Here is a 19,257-nt window from a genome sequence, read left to right as displayed (position 1 = left end):
CCGCCTTGTACCTGCTGACGGTGGCCGACATTCGCGGCACCAGCCCCAAGGTCTGGAGCGCCTGGAAAGGCAAGCTGCTGGAAGACACCTACCGCCTGACCTTGCGCGTGCTGGGTGGCCGCGCCCCGGATGCCGCTGCCGAGATCGAAGCCCGCAAGCGTGAGGCGCTGGTGCAGCTGGCCCTGTCCGCCCAGCCCTTCGAGTCCCACAAGAAACTCTGGGAGACGCTGGATGTGAGCTACTTCATGCGCCATGAAGCGGCCGACATCGCCTGGCATACCCGCCATCTCTCACGCCATGTGGGCCTGGGCAAGCCTGTGGTGCGCGCCCGGCGGTCGCTGGCCGGCGAAGGCCTGCAAGTGCTGGTCTATGCACCTGACCAGCCCGATCTGTTTGCCCGCATCTGCAGCTACTTCGACCGGGCCGGATTTTCCATCCTCGATGCGCGCGTGCACACGGCCAACAACGATTACGCACTGGACACCTTCCAGGTCATCGCCCCCACCATGCAGGAGCAGTACCGCGAGCTCATGCATATGGTGGAGAGCGATCTGACCCAGACACTGCTGCAGGGCGGTCCGCTGCCAACGCCGTCGCAAAGACGGCTGTCGCGCCGCGTCAAAAGCTTTCCATTCGCTCCGCGCGTCATCCTGCGTCCCGATGAAAAAGCCCAGCACTGGCTGCTGTCCATCTCCGCGTCAGACCGCGCCGGCCTGCTCTACATCATTGCCCGCATCCTGGCCCAGCACCATATCAGCGTGCATCTGGCCAAGATCAGCACGCTGGGCGAGCGCGTGGAAGACACCTTCCTCATCGAAGGCCCTGAACTGCAGGACAACAGCAGCCAGTTGCGCATGGAAACCGAGCTGCTCAAGGCCCTGGCCCAACCCGGTTGAACCAGACCCGGCAATTCGGGCTTTAGTTTGATGATTCGCTGCCGATAAGCAGTCACCACTACTACGGAAAGCCCATGCAGCTCGCCTCCAATGAAGTTGCGGCATCGCCGCCCACCACACGCAGTGGCCTGTTTCATATGCCGTTGTTTCGGCCCGGCACCGAGGTCACTCAGAATGGCCGACGCGAAATCGTCAGCCATGTCATCTTGCGCAGACGCGAACTGATGGTTTACCTCCGAGGTCACGACGACCCGGTCAAGCCCGATCGCCTGAGTCTTGCTCCCACGGTGTTCACCACCGAACGCCGGCCCGAACCGCTGACCTGGTTTCTTTGATCCGTCAAAGCAAGAAAGCCGCTGAGCTCATGGCATCAGCGGCTTTTTCTATGGAACCCGGCTGTCAGCCCAGCTTGGCCTGGGCATTGGCCATGACCTGGCCCAGTTGCACCGGCGCTGCCGGCTGCCACTGCGGATTGAACTGCAGACCTGCAGCCTGAGGAAACAGCATGACCACCGTGGAGCCAAGCTGAAAGCGGCCCATTTCCTCGCCGCGGGCCAGCGTCACCGCCTCGTCACCTTCGTAATTCCAGGTCTTGATATGGCCTGGACGCGGAGGATTGATCAGGCCATGCCACACCGTGGCCATGCTGCCCACGATCGTCGCGCCCACCAGCACCAGCACGAAGGGTCCATGATCGGTATCGAACACGCAGACCACGCGCTCGTTGCGCGCAAACAGGCCGGGTACACCACGGGCAGTCACCGGGTTCACCGAGAACAGATCGCCTGGCACATAGGTCATGCTGCGCAGCTTGCCGGCACAAGGCATATGAATGCGGTGATAGTCGCGCGGACTCAGATAGATCGTGGCAAAGCTGCCGTTATCGAACTGACGCGCCAGAGTCGCATCCCCGCCCACCAGGGCAGTCGCACTGTATTGATGCCCCTTGGCTTGAAAGATCTGCTCGCCTTCGATCCTGCCGAACTGGCTGATCGCACCATCTACCGGGCAAATCCAGTCCGCCTGCGCCAGAGGACGAACACCGTCCTTGAGTGCACGTGTGAAAAAGGCATTGAAGGTCTTGTAGGCAGCAGGGTCGGGATTGGCCGCTTCGGCCATGTTCACCTGGTAGCGCTGGATAAAGCGACGGATGACCGCCGTCGTCAATCCGCCGGCCTCGGCTTGCGCCAGTTTTCCCATCAGCGCGGTCAGCGCCTGCTTGGGCAAGAAATATTGGGAAAGTACGGCAAGTCGATCAGACACAATGGAATTTTGCTATCAAAGTTATAGAGCTGTCGAACAGGATTCTAGCCAAGACCACGGCAGCGGCGGCTGTCTTTGAGGGCTACAGGCGTTTTCCCCATCCAGGCAACCACCCGGTCATGGCATCTCAATGATGCAAGCGTCATGACAAAGACCCATGCACCCGTCTCATCGCTGCGACGCTTTACCCCTTTATGAGGGCATAAGCGAAGGCTAGACGCTACAATTCCAATGTTTAGCTGAATGCTGTTTCACAGCATGGCTTGATTGGATATCGGCCTTTTGTTCGGTCTGCGCAAACAGCGCAGCGCCCTTGCCACATTGAGGCCTGAGCACTTGTACTGCTCAGGCCTTTTCCGTGGTGATGACGAGCAAGCGCCGCAACTGACCTTTTCTGAGAGATTGAACAAATGGCCAAGGAAGAACTGATTGAAATGCAAGGCTCCGTGACGGAAGTCCTGCCTGACTCGCGTTTTCGCGTCACGCTGGACAACGGTCACCAACTGATTGCCTATACCGGCGGCAAGATGCGCAAGCACCACATCCGCATTCTGGCCGGCGACAAAGTGTCTTTGGAAATGTCGCCCTACGACCTGACCAAGGGCCGCATCACCTTCCGCCATCTGGCCAACCGTGGCCCGGCCCCCACGACACCTCGTTCAAAATAAATAGCGCCTCGCCATCAAAAATTCGGCACTTTCAAAAAATGACCAATTTTTTGTAGTTAGAATAGAGGCTACGGAGCGTAGCGCAGCCTGGTAGCGCATCTGCTTTGGGAGCAGAGGGTCGCGAGTTCGAATCCCGCCGCTCCGACCAAATGACAAGGGGTTAGATCGAAAGATCTAACCCCTTTTGTCTGTCTATGCTTCGCAACTTTGCCGGCTTATACGCGCCATCATATTTATTTGTGGCTTGGCAGCAGACCAAGAACCGCCTTACCCCTCTAAGGCCAGCACGAAACATTGATGCCTTGCGCCCTCATGGCAAGAAAACCGGCTGCCTCCGCAATTCCAGCTTCCACACCTTCGGCCAAAGGTGACACATGCAAGAGCTCTCCGCGAGCGATGAAGCAACCCTCTCATCACCCGTGCGGCATGTCACCCGGGCGTAGCCTTGGCTGACTCAAGAGAACAAGAAAAGCCGACGAGGCAAAGCCCTGGCCGCAGCAACCAGCTCTCGGCTGACAGAAGGCAAAAAAGAAAAAGCCCCAGCTGCTACAGCCAGGGCTTGGGAATTGGCGCCAGGGGTTAAGCCATCTTTCAGTGCTACAACCTGAACCTAGCAATGCGTATCTTGCTCTCGAAATATGACATAAAGATGGCAAAAAAGCCCTGACCGTTTCCGACCAGGGCTTTATTGGTTGCGAGGGCCGGATTTGAACCAACGACCTTCGGGTTATGAGCCCGACGAGCTACCAGACTGCTCCACCTCGCGATATTCCGCGTCGGGGGCCAACCACCATTCCTAGGCGCCAGCATGATTTCCCCGACCGCTACATTGTAGCACACATGTATAAATTCACAGCATGAATAAATATTCAGTAATGAACCCGGACAGGGAGCAACACAAAAGCCAGATGTCCAACCTGGCAGGGTTTGCTCTTTAGAGCTCTTGCAGCTTATTTTTTGACCGCCTCTTGAATCGCTTCTTTCAGATCACCGGCCTTCTTCTGAGCGAAGCCTTCAACCTCCTTTGCGATCCCCTGGCTTCTTGTTCAGGACTGACCATGAGCTCACCAAACCTCTCCTGAACCCCACCTGCAGCATCCTTCGGCGCGCCCTTGATTTGATCAGGATTCATGACGCCCTCCTTATGAACAAAGCCGCGAAATGCGGCTTGGGTCAAAGTTAAGCTCTAGCGAGGCCTACGGCCGTAGGACCAGCCAAGGCATCCATGCAGCACAAGCCCTTACAAGTTATCAACGTGCTCACAACAGTAAACGCAAAATAAGGCGCCAGCGGATCATGCTTGGGACTTTGGCCACGCTGCTGAATACCGCTAAACAGGCAAGACATACGCCTCAGTGTCGCGATGAATGGCCGCTATAGAGGCATGCCTTATCGGGCATACGTCAGCAGCATCCGAAATATCAACCAGAGGGAACGCAGCCCATGGGTTGGACATCATGCAAGCCCTGGCCAGGCACCAGCCCACAGAGCTCAAGTGCTCACTCTTCAGGACTTAGGCTGCAAACAGCACATGATGGAACTTCATGGACGCGGCCTGCAGCTCAAGCTGAGCCTGTCTAGCGCCAGTCCGCAATAAAAGAGATTGATGGTTCATCTTCCTGCGGCAGAGACTGATACCGCTCCTCGGCACTGACACATCGCAACCTCTTCAAACGCTCCTGAACTCAGCGCCCGTATCTATCGAGCAACTCTTGGAGCAATTCAGTTCCATACCTCCAGGCATTGGCACTTTCTTTCTATAGTCCTGAGAATCGCACGGCTATTTGCAAACGATTCTCAATTGCGTTTATGATTCATCTCATGGTGCAGCAAATCGCTGTACCGCCTCTTCATCGTGGGGCGCTGACAAGCGAGGGCTTGCAGCGTTTTAGCTAGCCAGCGGCCCTCTCCTATTAGCCAAGCCTTTTTTCCGCGATCGAGCCAGTAAGTCGACTGCCACAGCAGCACGGCCAAATGCCATTGCGCAATCACAAGCCCGTCTCCGTCTGGAGCACCTGTCAGAGTTTCTCGACCGCGCCATCACGCACAGCACATGGCTGACAGAGCCCTGCACCAGATTGACTGCCAGTATCCGGCAAAACCCTGCCATCGCCGCTAATGATCCAACTCGCTGCGTTGCGGCGAAGAGGATGAAGAACCATGACCAAACCGCTTGGCGCCATCGCGCTTGCCGTCTGCCCTGCGCAGCAGCGATACCCTGAGCCGCTGGTCCGGCTTGGGCGGATACCGACCTCAGCCTCCTCCTGGCGGTGCGATCCGAGTCGCTGCACGCGCAGCCTTTCCTGTCCGGGCAGACAGCCAGTGACTGGACGACAGGACCGTGCAATGCCTGCCTGAGAATCTGTAAGCACACCTCACGACTTACATTCCTGTCAACGAACTGACACAGTCAAACGTTAAAAAGAAACACATCAGCTTCCATCCACCCTTCAAGGAGTTGCCATGACCTACCTGTACGCCGCCTATCCTGAACTCAAAGCGACGATTCAAGAGATCATGACGCCAATGCCGGAACCGCGCTCCCCTGAAGAAGTTCTGCGGATGCTGTCCCAGAACCCTCCCGAAGGCGAGTACAGCGTCGACGCTTTCTAAACAGTCTCCAGATAAACCAAGCCACCTCAAAGGTGGCTTTTTTGTGTTTGAGGCCTAGCGTCGACCATGCCCACGCCCGCCGTGGTGCTTATGTCCTCCGCCATGACCACCTGACCGATGGCCATGATGCTTGTGACCGTGCGGATGCCCGTAGAACCCATCATGGTGACGGTGCCCATAACCATGTCCGTGATGTGCATAGCAGCCGGACAAGAACAACGCGAATGCCGAGACTCCAAGTAACTTTTTCATAGCAACAAGTCTAGGTTATTCAATCGCTTACAGGTATTCGATGTGTAAGCAAGTGAAGCTCCTGCCCACACCTCGCCGGCCTTGAACTGGTTGTTTGTTTCTGTGGCCTCGTATGAGCCTGACTTTGGTGAGGCACCACAGCCCCGGATGGCTGTGATGCGAGCCCAGGAATGCAGCTTGAGCATCAGAAGCGCCTTGTCGCCAGGGCCAATACCGTGTCGGAGGGCTTTGTTGCATAACTCCATTTGAGGCGGTGCTTTCCCCAGCCCCAGACCCAGTTATGCAACGGCCCCACCGTCTGCAGCATGCACAGCTCAGTCAATCGATTGAGGATGGATGCACGAATATTGAGCTCAACGACTTGACGCTCAAACGTCCTGGCCATCGCTTTCTCCCCAGGCGTTTGAAGCAATTCATCTTGGTTGGCACCAAGCTGTAGCGGTGGTAGCCCCTGCAGCGCTTCCAGATAGTGCGCCCCACTCGCTTGCACGCCTTCCCGCCCATCTTGGTCTGCTGGATACGCAGTGCCACGATGGATCGGCAAGCCAATTTCTTCGTCATTCATCAGGAGTCGTGCCATGCAAACCATTGTCCGTGTTGGGGTAGATCTCGCAAAGAATGTGCTGCAGGTCCATGCAGTCGATGCTCAGGGGAGGATGGTCTCTAACCGGGCCATCCAGCGCAGCAAGTTCTTGGCATGGTGTGCGCAATTACCAGCAGAGTGTCTGGTGGGCATGGAGGCTGCACCACTGGTGTCGGCAGTTGCTGCGCATGGGCTTGGATTCCAGAGCAGCAAGGCATACTGTGCGTGCATCAGCTGCGTGAAGGGTTCAAAGAGGAACGCACAGCATGCATTAACCGCATTCGAGGATTGCTCGCCGAGTTCGGCGTTGTGCTGCCGCAAAGCCCTAGAGCCTCAGAGCCTTACCCCCATTTGCACGATATCTTGGAAGATGCCAGCAATGACATCGCAGGCACGGCCCGCATTGCGCTGCAGCGTGCACTCATGCATTGGCAAGAGCTCGATGAACATCTTCACTGGTGTGAGCAGCGTATTACCACTCACTGTAAAGAAGATGCACAGGTGCAGCGAGCTGTGCCGCCATCAAGGGCTTGGGGCAACTCACTGCATCAGCGACGGTCGCCACTGTGGGCGACTTCAGGCAGTTTAAGAACGGTGCACAGTTTGCCGCCCGGCTTGGATTGGCACCTCGGCAAAACTTCAGCGGGGCCAATCCAGGTGCCATTACCAAACAAGGCGATAGTTGCCTGCGCACTTTGCTGGTGCAAGGGGCCAAGGCCGCAGCGCTGACCGGCAAACACAACCTCGACCCTATCTCCCAATGGGTGATAGCCTTGAGGCAGCGCAGTGGCTGGCAAAAGGCCGCCGTGGCTTTAGCCAACAAAAATGCACGCATCCTGTGGGCACTCATGCACAGGAGCGTACCTACGAAGCAGCCCATATCAGCGAACGCCCCAGGCCACCCGTCTCTGCCGTTGCCTGAGCCAGGCACTTCAACATGCCAGACGTGAAATCAAAGATGCAATGAACAGATCAGACCTGCAGCAGGCAAGCTCGGTTGTTGCATTGTGAGTCGCAAGATGTCACGAGATTTGAATGGAGCCCTGCTGCGCGGTTTGTTTCTAGGGTCGCACACCTCGTGCCTAACTCCGTCTGTAGATGTGCAGTCTGTTCCTCGTTGCAAGTACCTGGATCGTCTTGGCAGTCAGGTTAGTCAAAAGTTACTGATCAGCGCTTGCGTTGATGGGAAGTCCCTGCAATGCAACAACGCCTTTAATCGATTGCAATGCCCACCTTGCTCGTCAAGCGGCTCCAGCGGGCTCCGTCCTCAGCCCAGAACTCGCGTAGCATTGCCTGGTCCAGCAGATGTGGCTCGGCGCCCTGATTCTGCATGGCCTGGACAATTTCGGGAGTCCTTACAGTATCCACCAGCACTTGGCGCAGACGCTCGGCTACACCGCCGGCCAAACCGGCCGGTGCGGCGATGCCAAACCACGCGGTTACATCGAATCCGGGCACGCCGGCCTCGATCATCGTCGGTACATCCTGCACGGTTTGGCTGCGCTGACGCGCGGCTACGGCCAACGCGCGAATGTTGCCCGCGCGAATGTGGGGCAGCGCCGCCGGTAGATTGTCGAACATGACATCCACCTCACCCGCAAGCAGGGCCGTCATCGCACCGGCCGCACCTCTGTATGGAACATGGGTGATCTGGGCGCCGCTGATACTTTTGTAAAGCTCCATGCACAAGTGCAGTGAGGTGCCGTTGCCGTTGGAGCCATAGTTCATTTGTCCAGGCTTTGCTCTGGCTGCCTGGCTCAGTTGTGCGACGCTCTGGATGGGACTGCGCGCGTTGACCAGCAATACGTTCTGCACCCTGCCCAGCAGAGCAACGGGTTCGATCTGCTGGGGCGGATATGGCAAAGACTTGTAGATCGCTGGGCTGATGGTCAGCGGAGGCGAGGCCATCAGCAAGGTGTATCCATCCGCTGCCGCACGCGCTACATCGGCCGCGCCCAGATTGCCGCCGGCTCCCGGCTTGTTGTCTACCACCACCGGCTGGCCCAGGCTTTGGGCCAAGCGCGGCCCAAGCAGCCGCGCCATGCGGTCGATCAGCCCTCCAGGCGGAAACGGCACCACCAGCCGTAGGGGCCGTGTCGGCCAGGAAGCGGCTTGGGCCGCTGCAGTCTCCGTGAGGCCGGCGCCTACCCCGAACCCGGCGAAGGCCGCTGCGGCCATGAAGTCACGTCTTTGCATGTTGCCTCCTGATTTTAAAATCATCTAATACTGTCATCATATGAATTAAGGAGTGCATCATTTCCAGGGATTTTCCCCAGCCCTGCCTGCGACTCCCTGCGCGGCAAGGCGTTCTGAGACAATTGCATAGTCCCTCAGCCTCAAAAACACCTCACCTGCGCCATGACGGTTTCCTTCTCCGCAATCCAACCCACCCTCAAGCTGGCCGACCAAGTCGCCCAACAGTTGGAGGCGCAGATCCGTGCCGGACGCCTGCAGCCCGGCGAAAAGCTGCCGACGGAGGCTGAGCTGGTGCAGCAGCTGGAAGTTAGCCGCACTGTGGTACGCGAGGCGATCTCGCGGCTGCGCTCGCTCAACCTCGTTGAATCGCGCCAGGGCAGTGGTGTGTTTGTCAAGGAAGCGGGGATCGAGCCACTGGACCTGGACAGCCTGCACACTAGCAGCAAGAGCGCAGTAATACAGATCACCGAGCTGCGACGTGCGCTGGAATCCGAAGTGGCCGAGCTGGCGGCGCAGCGCCGCGACGAAGAAGATCTGCGCCGCATCCGAGAGGCCGTGGACACGCTGGCCGAGGCCGTGCGACAGGGCAGTGACGGCGTCAAGGAGGATGTGGCTTTCCATCACGCGATCGCACAGGCCGCGCGTAATCCGTTCCTGATTCGCACGCTGGACTACCTGGCCCAATTCCTGCACGACGCCACGCGCGTGACGCGTGCCAATGAGGCGCGGCGCACCGATTTCGCCCAGGCCGTTACCGAGGAGCACGACCGCATCGTGTGCGCCATCGAGGCCGGCGACCCCGCGGCCGCGCGGCAGGCGGCGGCCAGCCACATGCACAATGCGATTGCACGCATCCAGCAGGCCGATGCCAGCTTCTGGGACCAGGACGGCGAGCGGCTGGCGCGCGGAATCGTGAACGCGCCCTGAGCGCTGCCCCAGGCACAAACTGCAAGTAGCAAGCTATTCTCATAAAAAGTGAGCACTTATCGCTTGCTATATATTGATATCAGCTACAAAACAATCCAGGATTTAAACGCATCATGCGCTAACAGCTCTCATTTCTATACGAAAAGGGTTTACCCTATTTTTTACCAACGCCAAATTTGTATGATGACAATATAACAATCTCACCTGGTATAAATTTTCGTGCGGCCTGCCCGTATGTCCGACATGTCCACCATCGCCCTACTCGGCATTGCTGCTGCTAGCATTGCCCTGCTCCTGCTTCTCATCATCCGCTTCCAGGTGCATGCCTTCGTGGCGCTCATGCTGGTCAGCCTGCTCGTGGCCATGGTCACAGGCATTCCCGTCGGCGACATAATTCCCACGCTGATCGCCGGCATGGGTGGCACCCTGGGCTCGGTGGCCATTCTCGTGGCGTTGGGCGCCATGCTGGGCCGCATGATCGAGGTCTCGGGCGGCGCCAGCGCCCTGGCCAACCGCTTCACCCGGCTGCTGGGACCACGGCGCGTGCCGGCGGCGCTAACAGCTTCGGCCCTGGTACTGTCGATTCCCGTGTTCTTCGACGTGGGCTTCATCATTCTGATCCCCATCGTCTACGGCTTCTGCAAGGCCGCAGGTGTGAGTCCGGTCAAGTATGGCCTGCCAGTGGGCGGCATCATGCTGGCCGTCCACGTGGTCGTGCCCCCGCACCCCGGCATCGTAGGCGGCGCAGCCGTGCTGGGCGCCGATGTGGGCTGGATCACGCTGATCGGCCTGATGCTATGCATTCCGCTGGCCTTTCTGTCGCAGTTTGTCGCTGGCCGCCTCAACCGCCGCGAATTCACCATGCTGCCCGACACCGAGGCGCAGTTGCGCAGCTTCGGCAACAGCGGCGAGTCTGATGCGGGCCGCAAGCTGCCTAGCGTAGGAGCCATACTGGCCCTGATCCTGATCCCGCTGGGCCTGATCATGTTGGGCACCACGGGCGCGACCATGCTGCCCAAGGGCGACGCGCTACGCAGTCTGCTGTCCTTCACCGGCGCGCCCCTGTTCGCACTCATGGTTGCCATCGGCCTGGCCTTCGTGCTGCTGGTCCGCCCCCTGGGCTGGAGCCGCACGCGCACCAACGAGGTTATGGAATCCGCCCTGCCTGCGGCCGCCACCGTGATCCTGGTGACTGGCGCCGGCGGCGTGTTCGCCAAGGTGCTCACGGTCAGCGGCATAGGCACGGCGCTGTCGCGGGAACTGGCCGCCACCGGCCTGCCGCTCATCCTGCTGGCCTTCGTGATCTCGCTGGCCCTGCGCGCCGCGCAGGGCTCGGCTACCGTGGCCATCCTCACCACCTGCGGCCTGCTGGCCGAAAGCATCCAGTCGGGCGGCTACAGCGCCTTGCAGGTGGCCCTGCTCACCGTGGCCATAGGCTTCGGCGGCCTGGGCCTGTCGCACGTCAACGATTCCGGCTTCTGGATCGTGACCCGTTACCTGGGCCTGAGCGTGGCCGATGGCCTGCGCACCTGGACGGTGCTGACCACCGTGCTGGGCGTGGCGGGTTTCGCCATGACATGGCTGCTGTGGAGCCTCATCGCCTAAGCGCCGCAGCCCCTGATCCTCTCCCGCGCCGGCACGTCCGGCGTTTTCCGTCTTTCACTTCTATTGGGAACACCGTCATCATGAGCAACAAGAACGTAGGCGTCATCGGCCTAGGCGCAATGGGCCTGGGCATCGCCAAAACCCTGCGCAGCAATGGCTTTGCCGTACATGTCTGTGACGTGCGCCCCGGAGCTGCTGAGGAATTCGCCAAGGACGGCGGGGTGGCCTGCGTCTCACCTGCCGAAGTGGCTGCCGGGGTTTCCGTCGTGGTGTCTGTGGTGGTCAATGCGGCCCAGACCGAGGCCGTGCTGTTCGGCGAGCAAGGCGCCGCGGTCGCCATGCAGCCAGGCAGCACTTTCGTGATGTGCTCCACAGTGGATCCCAACCGGTCCATCGCCCTGGAAGCGCGCTTGGCTGACTTGGGCGTGCTCTACGTGGACGGCCCGATCTCGGGCGGCGCAGCCAAGGCTGCTAGCGGCCAGATGACCATGATGACCTCGGCCACGCCCGCCGCCTATGCGGCCGCAGGCCACGTGCTCGACGCCATGGCAGGCAAGGTCTACCGCCTGGGTGACAAGGCCGGCGCCGGCAGCAAGGTCAAGATCATCAACCAACTGCTGGCGGGCGTGCACATCGCCGCCGCCGCGGAGGCCATGGCCCTGGGCCTGCGTGAAGGCGTGGATGCGGCCGCCATCTACGACGTCATCACCCACAGCGCGGGCAACAGTTGGATGTTCGAGAACCGCATGGCCCATGTGCTGGCCGGCGACTACACGCCGCTGTCGGCCGTGGATATATTCGTCAAGGACCTGGGCCTGGTGCTTGACACCGCGAGGGCCACCAAGTTCCCCCTGCCGCTGGCTGCCACGGCGCACCAGATGTTCATGCAGGCCTCGACGGCCGGCTACGCCAAGGAAGACGACAGCGCCGTGATTAAGATCTTCCCCGGCATCACCCTGCCGCGCGCAGCCAACGAGGACCAAGCATGAAGACCACCGACCTCAAACTCGGCTGCATTGCCGACGATTTCACCGGTGCCACCGACCTGGCCAACAACTTGGTGCGCGCAGGCATGCGCGTGGTGCAGACCATAGGCGTGCCCAAGGGCCCGCTGGACACGGACGTCGATGCCGTCGTGGTGGCGCTCAAGTCGCGCACCATTGCCGCCGGCGAGGCCGTGGAGCAGTCGCTGGCCGCGCTGCGCTGGCTGCGCGCCCAGGGAGCACAGCAGATTTACTTCAAATACTGCTCCACCTTCGACAGCACGCAGGCCGGCAACATCGGCCCCGTGACGGATGCGCTGATGGATGCGCTCGCGGATGTGCAAGGCTCGGACTTCACCATCGCCACTCCAGCCTTCCCCGACAACAAGCGCACCGTGTTCAAAGGCTACCTGTTCGCGGGCGATGTGCTGCTCAATGAGAGCGGCATGCAGAACCACCCGCTCACGCCCATGACTGATCCCAACCTTGTGCGCGTGCTGCAGGCGCAGACGCGCCGCAAGGTGGGTCTGATCGACCACGCGGTGGTGGCCCGTGGTCAGGCTGCGATCCGCGAGCGCATCGCCCAGCTCAAGGCCGAAGGCGTGGGCATGGCCGTAGTGGACGCCGTTTCCAACAACGACCTGCTGCGCCTGGGTCCGGCCCTGGCCGATATGCCGCTGGTCACGGCCGGCTCGGGCGTGGCCATCGGCCTGCCCGCCAACTTCGGGCTCGCGCCCACCAGCCATGCCGCGGCCCTTCCCTCACCCGGCGGTCTGCAGGCCGTGGTCTCGGGCAGTTGCTCGGTGACCACCAATGCTCAGGTCGCACACTTCATCGCCAGGGGCCACCCGGCCCTTGCGCTGGACCCGCTGCAGATCGCCGCTGATGCGCAAGGGGGGCGGTCGGTTGCCGAGCAGGCCCTGGCCTGGGCGCGCGAACACATCGCCAGCGGCCCGGTGCTGGTCTATTCCACAGCCGAGCCCGCCGCCGTCAAGGCCATCCAGGAGCGACTCGGAGTGGAACATGCTGGTGCCCTGGTCGAGCAGACCATCGCCGCCGTGGCGCGCGGCCTGGTCGAGATAGGCGTGCGCCAGCTCATCGTGGCCGGCGGCGAGACCTCGGGCGCCTGCGTGCAGGCCATGGACATCGCACAACTGCGCATTGGAGGCCAGATCGATCCCGGCGTTCCCTGGTGCCATGCCCTCTCACCGGTTGCGCCGCAGGGTTTGCACTTCACGCTCAAGTCGGGCAACTTCGGCACCGAGGACTTCTTTACCAAAGCCTTTACGATGCTGAACGCATGAGCACGACCACGGACTTCATGAACGAGGATCAGGCCCGCGACGAAATCGTTCGAGTGGGCCGCTCGCTGTTCGAGCGCGGCTACGTACACGCCACGGCCGGCAACATCAGCGTGCGGCTGGCCGACGGCTTTCTAGTCACGCCCACTGACGCCTGCCTAGGCGCCCTTGCGCCAGAGCGCCTGGCCCGGTTGGACCAGGACGGCCGCCAGACTGGCGGCGACCGGGCCAGCAAGACCATTGCGCTGCACCGGCGTATCTACCGGGCCAGCAGCAGCACGGCCGCGCCTGCGCGCTGCGTGATCCACACGCACAGCACCCACCTCGTGGCCTGTTCGCTGCGCGCAGCGCCGGATCAGGCTGAGCTGCTGCCGCCCATTACGCCCTACTTCGTCATGAAGGTTGGCCATGTGCCTCACATCAGCTACCACCGCCCCGGCGCGGCTGAGGCCGCCGAGGACGTAGCACGCGCCATTGCGCAGTATGCGCAGGCCGGCCATCCCATACGCGCCGTGATGCTAGCGCGCCTGGGGCCCAATGTTTGGCACGACACGCCAGCCGCCGCCATGGCCCTGCTCGAGGAGCTGGAGGAAACCGCCCGTCTTTGCATGCTGGTGCCAGCCGCTTCTGTGAAGCCCCTCGATATGGCGCAGATCGACGAACTGCGCCTTACCTTCAACGCTTTCTGGTAACCCACCTTCCCAACGCCTATGCCACGCTTTGCCGCCAACCTGTCCATGCTCTACAACGACGTGGACTTCCTCGACCGCTTTGCTGCCGCTGCCCGTGACGGCTTTCAGGCCGTTGAGTACCTGTTCCCGTATGCATACACACCCACGCAGCTGGCCGCACTGCTTAAGCAGCACGAATTGCAGCAGGTGCTGTTCAATGCGCCTCCCGGCAACTGGGACGAGGGCGAGCGTGGCATAGCCTGTCTGCCGGGACGCGAAGCCGAATTCCGCACAGGCATCGACAAGGCTGTCGAATATGCGCGCGTCCTGAGCTGCCCGCGCATCCACGTGATGGCAGGTCGCGTGCCTTTGCGAGCCGACCCTGCGCATGTGCACTCAACCTATGTGGCCAATGTTCGCCACGCCGCTCGCCAGGCAGCACCCCACGGCATTCAGATCCTGCTTGAGCCCATCAACGGCCGCGACATGCCCGGCTTCTTCCTGAGTCGCCAGGACCAGGCCCACTCGCTGGTGGCCGAGATTAACGAGCCCAATGTTAAGGTGCAGATGGACCTGTACCACTGCCAGATCGTCGAAGGCGACCTGGCAATGAAGATCCGCGAGTATCTTCCAACAGGCAATGTCGGCCACTTCCAGATCGCTGGCGTCCCCGAGCGCCACGAGCCCGATGTGGGTGAGGTCAACCACACTTACCTGTTCCAGTTGCTCGACAGCATGGGCTGGGAAGGCTGGATTGGTTGCGAATACAAGCCTGCACGCGGAGCCGCTGTGCACGCCACCAGCGACGGGCTGGGTTGGTTGAAAACCTGGCTTTGAGCTCTATGCAGGCACCCCAAATTCCTCAAGGGCAGAACTGGCAGGTTCGCGATTTTGAGTTCAAGTGTGGCCAGACTATGCCCGAGCTGCGCCTTCACTACGCCACGCTGGGCAACCCTGATGGCGAGCCGGTGCTCCTGCTTCACGGTACCCTGCAGTCGGGCGCGGCCTTCTTCGGCCCTCAATTCGGCGGCGAGCTGTTTGGCCCCGGTCAGCCCCTCGATACCAGCCGCTACTTCCTGATTGCGCCCGACGCCATCGGCACCGGCCGCTCCTGCAAGCCATCCGACGGCCTGCGCACGCGCTTTCCACGCTACACCTATGGTGACATGGTTCGCGCACAGCACCGGCTGGTGACCGAGCACCTGGGCATTTGCCACCTGCGCTTAGTGCTTGGCAACTCCATGGGCGGGATGCACACATGGATGTGGGCCCAGCAGCACCCCGGTATGCTGGACATCGCTGTGCCTATGGCCTCGCTGCCCACGCCCATGTCGGGCCGCAACTGGATGCTGCGCCGCATGCTGTGCGAATCGATACGCCAGGACCCAGCGTGGAAGGGCGGGGACTACACCGAGCAACCGCCCAGTCTGCGTTTGGCAAGCACCTTTTTCGCGCTTGCCACAAATGGCGGTGACCTAGCGCTGCACTATCAGGCACCCACGCGCGCGCAAGCCGACGCCATCGTCTATGCGCGCCTGAACACACCGCTGCCGGCTGATGCCAACGATACGCTCTACCAATGGGAAGCCTCGGCCGACTATGACGCTTCAAGGCAGCTCGAATCGATACGCGCAAAGCTGCTAACCATCAACGCGGACGACGACGAACGCTACCCGCCCGCGTTGGGCCTACTGCAGCAGGCCATCGCCCGTGTGCCTCAGGGTCGGATGCTGCGTATCCCTGCCAGCGCCGACACAGCCGGCCATGGCACCACGGGGCAAGCTCGCTTCTGGAAGCATGAGCTTGCGCGGCTACTGAGTCAACAGTAGCCAACGCTACTTAGATGTTCCGTCCCAGAGTGAGAAGGTGCGGATGAAGGGCTTTGTTGCATAACTCCATTTGAGGTGACGCTTTCCCCAGCCCCAGACCTAGTTATGCAACGGCCTCACCGTCTGCGGCGTGCACACCTCGGTCAATCGATTGAGGATGGATGCACGAATATTGAGCTCGACGACTTGACGCTCAAACGTCCTGTCCATCACTTTCTCTCCCAGGCGTTCGAAGCAATTCATCTTGGTTTGCACCAAGCTGTAGCGGAGCAAACCGCTGCAGCGCTTCCAGATACTGCGCCCCACTCGCTTGCACGCCTTAACGGCCTCGTTGCGATGCGTAAAGGCCAACCCTTTACGCAGTCTTGCTCCTTTACGTGGTGGGATGATGAGGATGAGGATGGCACTGCGGCCGTGACATGCTTCACGCACATCCTGTGCCCCATATGCACCGTCGCCGGTGAAGCTGGCCGCCTCTTCAGGTATTGGATATTTGGCCAAGCAGCTCAGCCGCTACTGGCGAGTCACCCACCTCGTTAGTGGTCACGACGATGGCTCAAATCTGCAGTGTCTATGCATCTATACCCAGCCGCACCTTGCGCCACTGGCGACGGCGCCATGCTTCCTGGCTTTCCATTCACCTCCCCCCAAGAACTTGATGCTCATGGAGTCTGCGAGCAAATACAGGCCACTTCGGCTTGGACGGGAGTGCACCTGAACCTCCAACCCCTTCGGATGCTCAAATCACCTCGGGCCTTCAATGCTGTGCTGTACAACCTCCAGTTTATGGTGCGGCAAGCGCTGCTTGCTCCAGCTCGATTCACTCATCCGGTGGGGCCATCGCAGTTGAGTACAGGAGTTATGCAACAGCGCCCTGCCGTAGTGATACTGCACATCGTCTTCTTTCGGGGCGGCCGCGGCTCAACCATGAGCGGCAATTGAAGGCGCGCACCGCCAACAACCACTGTCACGAGGCGTTCAGCGCCGGACGGTCTGTTTCGCGAGGAAGGAGAACTTCAAAGCGGCCTGCGCACCCTGCTCAGCAGGGCTGCAAAAACAAAAATGCCTCACAAGAAAACCTGTGAGGCATTTTATAAACTGGGGTGGCTGATGGGACTCGAACCCACGACAACAGGAATCACAATCCTGGACTCTACCAACTGAGCTACAGCCACCGTAGAAGTCTCTATTCTACTTCAGAATTTGAGCTCTCCAATCAAATTTGAGAGCAACAAACACTGAACTAGCAACGATTCAAGGTAAAAACCTCTCATCAAGTAAAAACGCTCTGCGCTGCAGAGCGTTTTCAAAATTCTGGGGTGGCTGATGGGACTCGAACCCACGACAACAGGAATCACAATCCTGGACTCTACCAACTGAGCTACAGCCACCGTAGAAGCATCTATTGTAATGCATAAATCAGACCGCAAATAAACTCGCGCCTGATTTAAATGCCTTACTGAGGACGCGCAACCTTGATCTGGACCTTGAAGGTCTTCTTCAACTGTTCATAGTAGGCCATGACTTCAGCCATGGAAGACCACTGCGTGAACTGCGCCTTTTGCTGCTCCAGCACCTGAGCATCTTGCGCAGGACGCTGGGCAATGCGGTTGACCTTGATCACCGCGTAACCTGCATTGCCAAGATCGACACCCTCCCATGCAGGCAGGGCATTCGTGGGGGCGCGCAATGCGGCATCCAGCACTTCACGCGGCAGATCCCTGGCTTGATCGCGCCCCACCTCGACGGCCGCAGGCAGCTGGGCAGCTTCAGGCTTGGCCTTCCATTCGGCCATCTTGGCCTTACCTTCCTGCTTGGCCAGCTCTGCGGACTGATGCGCCACATATAGTTGCTTGAGCTTCTCACCCACTTCATCCATGGACTGAGTATGTGCAGGAGCATAGCTCAGCACACGGCCAGCCACCAGGTTGCTGGGAGCCAGCTCCACTGCGTCGGTATTGCGCTTGTTCTCCAGAGAATCTGCGGAGAACAGCGCCTCAAGGAAACGCTTGTTGGCCAGAGGACCTTGCGCACCAAGGGCTGGCTCACGCGTCACGTTCTCGACCTTGTGAATGCTCAGCTTGAACTTCTCGGCCACAGGCTTGAGGCTTTCGGACTGCTCGTAAACGGCGTTGGAGAAGGCTTCTGCCGCCTCTGCAAACTTGCGCTGAGCCTGTTGCTGCTTGAGGTCTGCTTCCAGCTTGGGACGCATTTCCTCGAACGAGGGGACCTTGGGCTGCTTGATGCCGGTCAGCTCGATGATGTGAAAGCCAAAGTCAGACTCGACCACATCGCTGATGTCGCCCTGCTTCATCTTGAAAACGGCTTCTTCAAATGGCTTGACCATGGCATCTCGGCCGAAGTAGCCCAGATCACCACCATTGGCAGCAGAGCCGGGGTCCTGCGAATTGGCCTTGGCCACCTGGGCAAAGCTCTTGGGATCCTTGCGCACCTGGGCCAGCAGTTGCTCTGCCTTGGCTTTGGCCTTTTCACGCTCTGCAGCTGGAAGATCCTTGGCCGCATTGATCAGGATGTGGCTGGCACGACGCTCTTCCGGGCCGGCAAGACGGGCCGCGTTTTCCTTGTAATAGGTGCGCAGATCATCTTCACTCAGGACAATGCTCTTCTCTACCGTCGCCACATCCAGTTGCACATATTCCACTGTGGCAGCCTCGGGCTGCTTGAACTGGCTGGTGTGCGATTCATAGAAGGCCTTGAGTTCGGCTTCCGTGGGCTGTACCTTGCCGACAAAAGCGCTGGCATCAAACCGGGCAACCTGAATTTCGCGGCGCTGATACAGAGCATCCATGGCCTGCTGCAGCTGTGCAGCAGTCGTGAAGCTGGTCGAAGACACGGAACCCAGTACCTGATTGAGAGCCAGTTCACGACGCAGATTGGCTTCAAACCCTTCGGGAGTCATGCCCTGCGAGCCCACCAGAGCCTTGTAGGCTTCGGCATCCAGCGAGCCATCGGGCTTTTGCAATGAGGCAATCGCGGGGATTTCACGCAAGGTGCGCACCAGCTGCGCATCGGGCGTTGTAAGGTGCATCTTGGTGGCAGCAGCCGCCAGCACGCGATCACGCACCAGCTTCTCCAACGTGGCATAGCGTGCCTCCGGAGAATCGAGCAACTTGGCATCCATGGACGGGTTCTGCGCACGCAGGCGATCACTTTCAGCCCGGTGAGCGTTGTCCCAGTCCTGCTGGGTGATGTCATGCCCATCCACGCGAGCCACAGTCTGGCTGGACTCGGTGAAGTAGTTCTGGTTGACCCCGACAAAAATGAAAGAGGGAATGATCAGCAAGAACAACAAGATCATCACGAACTTGGAATGCTTGCGGATGGATTCGAACATGGTCAATCTTTCTGCGGCAGCAAAAATAAAGGCGAACTTGCGTTCGCCTCATTAACAATGGTGAAAGCCGTGCGACCCGCTTGCGCCACCGACCGGGCCTCTACAGGGCACTGAT

The 19,257-nt window shown here is 60.0% G+C and carries 15 protein-coding genes, 4 tRNA genes and 4 pseudogenes; 13 read left to right on the top strand and 10 right to left on the bottom strand.

Annotation, left to right across the window (positions count from 1 at the left end):
• A pseudogene (locus ACLBXN_RS05265) lies at positions 1-896 on the top strand ([protein-PII] uridylyltransferase); the annotation flags it as partial.
• A 74-nt stretch (positions 897-970) separates the two neighbouring features.
• Positions 971-1,231 carry a hypothetical protein gene (locus ACLBXN_RS05260; protein WP_003056528.1) on the top strand — a complete coding sequence of 87 codons (261 nt, stop codon included), beginning with the start codon at positions 971-973 and terminating at the stop codon, positions 1,229-1,231.
• 64 nt (positions 1,232-1,295) lie between these two features.
• On the opposite strand, the gene asd is transcribed toward ACLBXN_RS05260, so the two are convergent.
• Positions 1,296-2,159 (bottom strand): archaetidylserine decarboxylase, encoded by an 864-nt coding sequence (gene asd, locus ACLBXN_RS05255; RefSeq protein ID WP_407715805.1) that lies wholly within the window; start codon positions 2,157-2,159, stop codon positions 1,296-1,298.
• Between the two features lie 410 nt (positions 2,160-2,569).
• Here asd and infA point away from each other — a divergent pair, with 410 nt between their 5' ends.
• Positions 2,570-2,827, top strand: coding sequence for a translation initiation factor IF-1 (infA, locus tag ACLBXN_RS05250; RefSeq protein WP_003056533.1), 258 nt, complete (start codon positions 2,570-2,572; stop codon positions 2,825-2,827).
• Between the two features lie 71 nt (positions 2,828-2,898).
• A tRNA-Pro gene (locus ACLBXN_RS05245) sits at positions 2,899-2,975 on the top strand.
• 541 nt (positions 2,976-3,516) lie between these two features.
• Here ACLBXN_RS05245 and ACLBXN_RS05240 read toward each other — a convergent pair.
• Positions 3,517-3,593: transfer RNA gene (locus ACLBXN_RS05240), tRNA-Met, on the bottom strand.
• Between the two features lie 216 nt (positions 3,594-3,809).
• Entirely contained in the window at positions 3,810-3,959 is a 150-nt protein-coding gene (locus ACLBXN_RS05235) for a CsbD family protein (protein WP_447611386.1), read from the bottom strand.
• 1,331 nt (positions 3,960-5,290) lie between these two features.
• On the opposite strand from ACLBXN_RS05235, the gene ACLBXN_RS05230 reads away from it, so the two are divergent.
• Positions 5,291-5,440 carry a hypothetical protein gene (locus tag ACLBXN_RS05230; RefSeq protein ID WP_003080696.1) on the top strand — a complete coding sequence of 50 codons (150 nt, stop codon included), beginning with the start codon at positions 5,291-5,293 and terminating at the stop codon, positions 5,438-5,440.
• A 26-nt stretch (positions 5,441-5,466) separates the two neighbouring features.
• Here ACLBXN_RS05230 and ACLBXN_RS05225 read toward each other — a convergent pair whose 3' ends face one another.
• Positions 5,467-5,619: a hypothetical protein gene (locus tag ACLBXN_RS05225; RefSeq protein WP_155278082.1), complete on the bottom strand. Its 153-nt coding sequence runs from the start codon at positions 5,617-5,619 to the stop codon at positions 5,467-5,469.
• Positions 5,620-5,984: 365 nt separating this feature from the next.
• A pseudogene (locus ACLBXN_RS05220) lies at positions 5,985-6,187 on the bottom strand (IS5/IS1182 family transposase); the annotation flags it as partial.
• An 83-nt stretch (positions 6,188-6,270) separates the two neighbouring features.
• Here ACLBXN_RS05220 and ACLBXN_RS05215 point away from each other — a divergent pair.
• Positions 6,271-7,197, top strand: a pseudogene (locus ACLBXN_RS05215) (IS110 family transposase).
• 290 nt (positions 7,198-7,487) lie between these two features.
• Here the strand turns inward: ACLBXN_RS05215 and ACLBXN_RS05210 are convergent.
• The gene (locus ACLBXN_RS05210; protein ID WP_314353860.1) at positions 7,488-8,471 is read right to left on the bottom strand and encodes a tripartite tricarboxylate transporter substrate binding protein; all 984 of its coding nucleotides are present in this window, start codon (positions 8,469-8,471) and stop codon (positions 7,488-7,490) included.
• Positions 8,472-8,633: 162 nt separating this feature from the next.
• Here ACLBXN_RS05210 and ACLBXN_RS05205 point away from each other — a divergent pair, with 162 nt between their 5' ends.
• The 7 genes from ACLBXN_RS05205 to ACLBXN_RS05175 all read left to right on the top strand — a co-directional run bounded on the left by ACLBXN_RS05205 (position 8,634) and on the right by ACLBXN_RS05175 (position 15,787).
• Positions 8,634-9,398, top strand: coding sequence for a FadR/GntR family transcriptional regulator (locus ACLBXN_RS05205; RefSeq protein ID WP_314353862.1), 765 nt, complete (start codon positions 8,634-8,636; stop codon positions 9,396-9,398).
• 243 nt (positions 9,399-9,641) lie between these two features.
• Positions 9,642-11,003: a GntP family transporter gene (locus tag ACLBXN_RS05200; RefSeq protein ID WP_447611385.1), complete on the top strand. Its 1,362-nt coding sequence runs from the start codon at positions 9,642-9,644 to the stop codon at positions 11,001-11,003.
• 80 nt (positions 11,004-11,083) lie between these two features.
• Positions 11,084-11,992, top strand: a complete 909-nt coding sequence (ltnD, locus tag ACLBXN_RS05195; protein WP_314353866.1) for an L-threonate dehydrogenase — start codon at positions 11,084-11,086, stop codon at positions 11,990-11,992.
• A complete protein-coding gene (gene otnK, locus ACLBXN_RS05190) occupies positions 11,989-13,290 on the top strand; it encodes a 3-oxo-tetronate kinase (RefSeq protein ID WP_447611384.1) in 1,302 nt (433 codons plus the stop codon). Before ltnD ends, otnK begins: the two co-directional genes overlap by 4 nt.
• A 17-nt stretch (positions 13,291-13,307) precedes the next feature.
• A complete protein-coding gene (locus tag ACLBXN_RS05185; protein ID WP_447611611.1) occupies positions 13,308-13,979 on the top strand; it encodes a class II aldolase/adducin family protein in 672 nt (223 codons plus the stop codon).
• Between the two features lie 18 nt (positions 13,980-13,997).
• Positions 13,998-14,795 (top strand): 2-oxo-tetronate isomerase, encoded by a 798-nt coding sequence (gene otnI / locus ACLBXN_RS05180; RefSeq protein ID WP_314353870.1) that lies wholly within the window; start codon positions 13,998-14,000, stop codon positions 14,793-14,795.
• Between the two features lie 5 nt (positions 14,796-14,800).
• Positions 14,801-15,787, top strand: a complete 987-nt coding sequence (locus ACLBXN_RS05175; protein WP_447611383.1) for an alpha/beta fold hydrolase — start codon at positions 14,801-14,803, stop codon at positions 15,785-15,787.
• A 99-nt stretch (positions 15,788-15,886) separates the two neighbouring features.
• Here ACLBXN_RS05175 and ACLBXN_RS05170 read toward each other — a convergent pair.
• The 4 genes and pseudogenes from ACLBXN_RS05170 to ACLBXN_RS05155 form a co-directional block, all read right to left on the bottom strand.
• Positions 15,887-16,519: pseudogene (locus ACLBXN_RS05170) on the bottom strand (IS5 family transposase); the annotation flags it as partial.
• Between the two features lie 367 nt (positions 16,520-16,886).
• Positions 16,887-16,962: transfer RNA gene (locus ACLBXN_RS05165), tRNA-His, on the bottom strand.
• A 140-nt stretch (positions 16,963-17,102) separates the two neighbouring features.
• A tRNA-His gene (locus ACLBXN_RS05160) sits at positions 17,103-17,178 on the bottom strand.
• A gap of 65 nt (positions 17,179-17,243) precedes the next feature.
• A complete protein-coding gene (locus ACLBXN_RS05155) occupies positions 17,244-19,142 on the bottom strand; it encodes a SurA N-terminal domain-containing protein (protein ID WP_447611382.1) in 1,899 nt (632 codons plus the stop codon).
• Between the last annotated feature and the right edge of the window lie 115 nt (positions 19,143-19,257).

This window comes from Comamonas sp. C24C (assembly GCF_053345995.1).
This window is presented reverse-complemented; position numbering and strand designations above follow the sequence as displayed.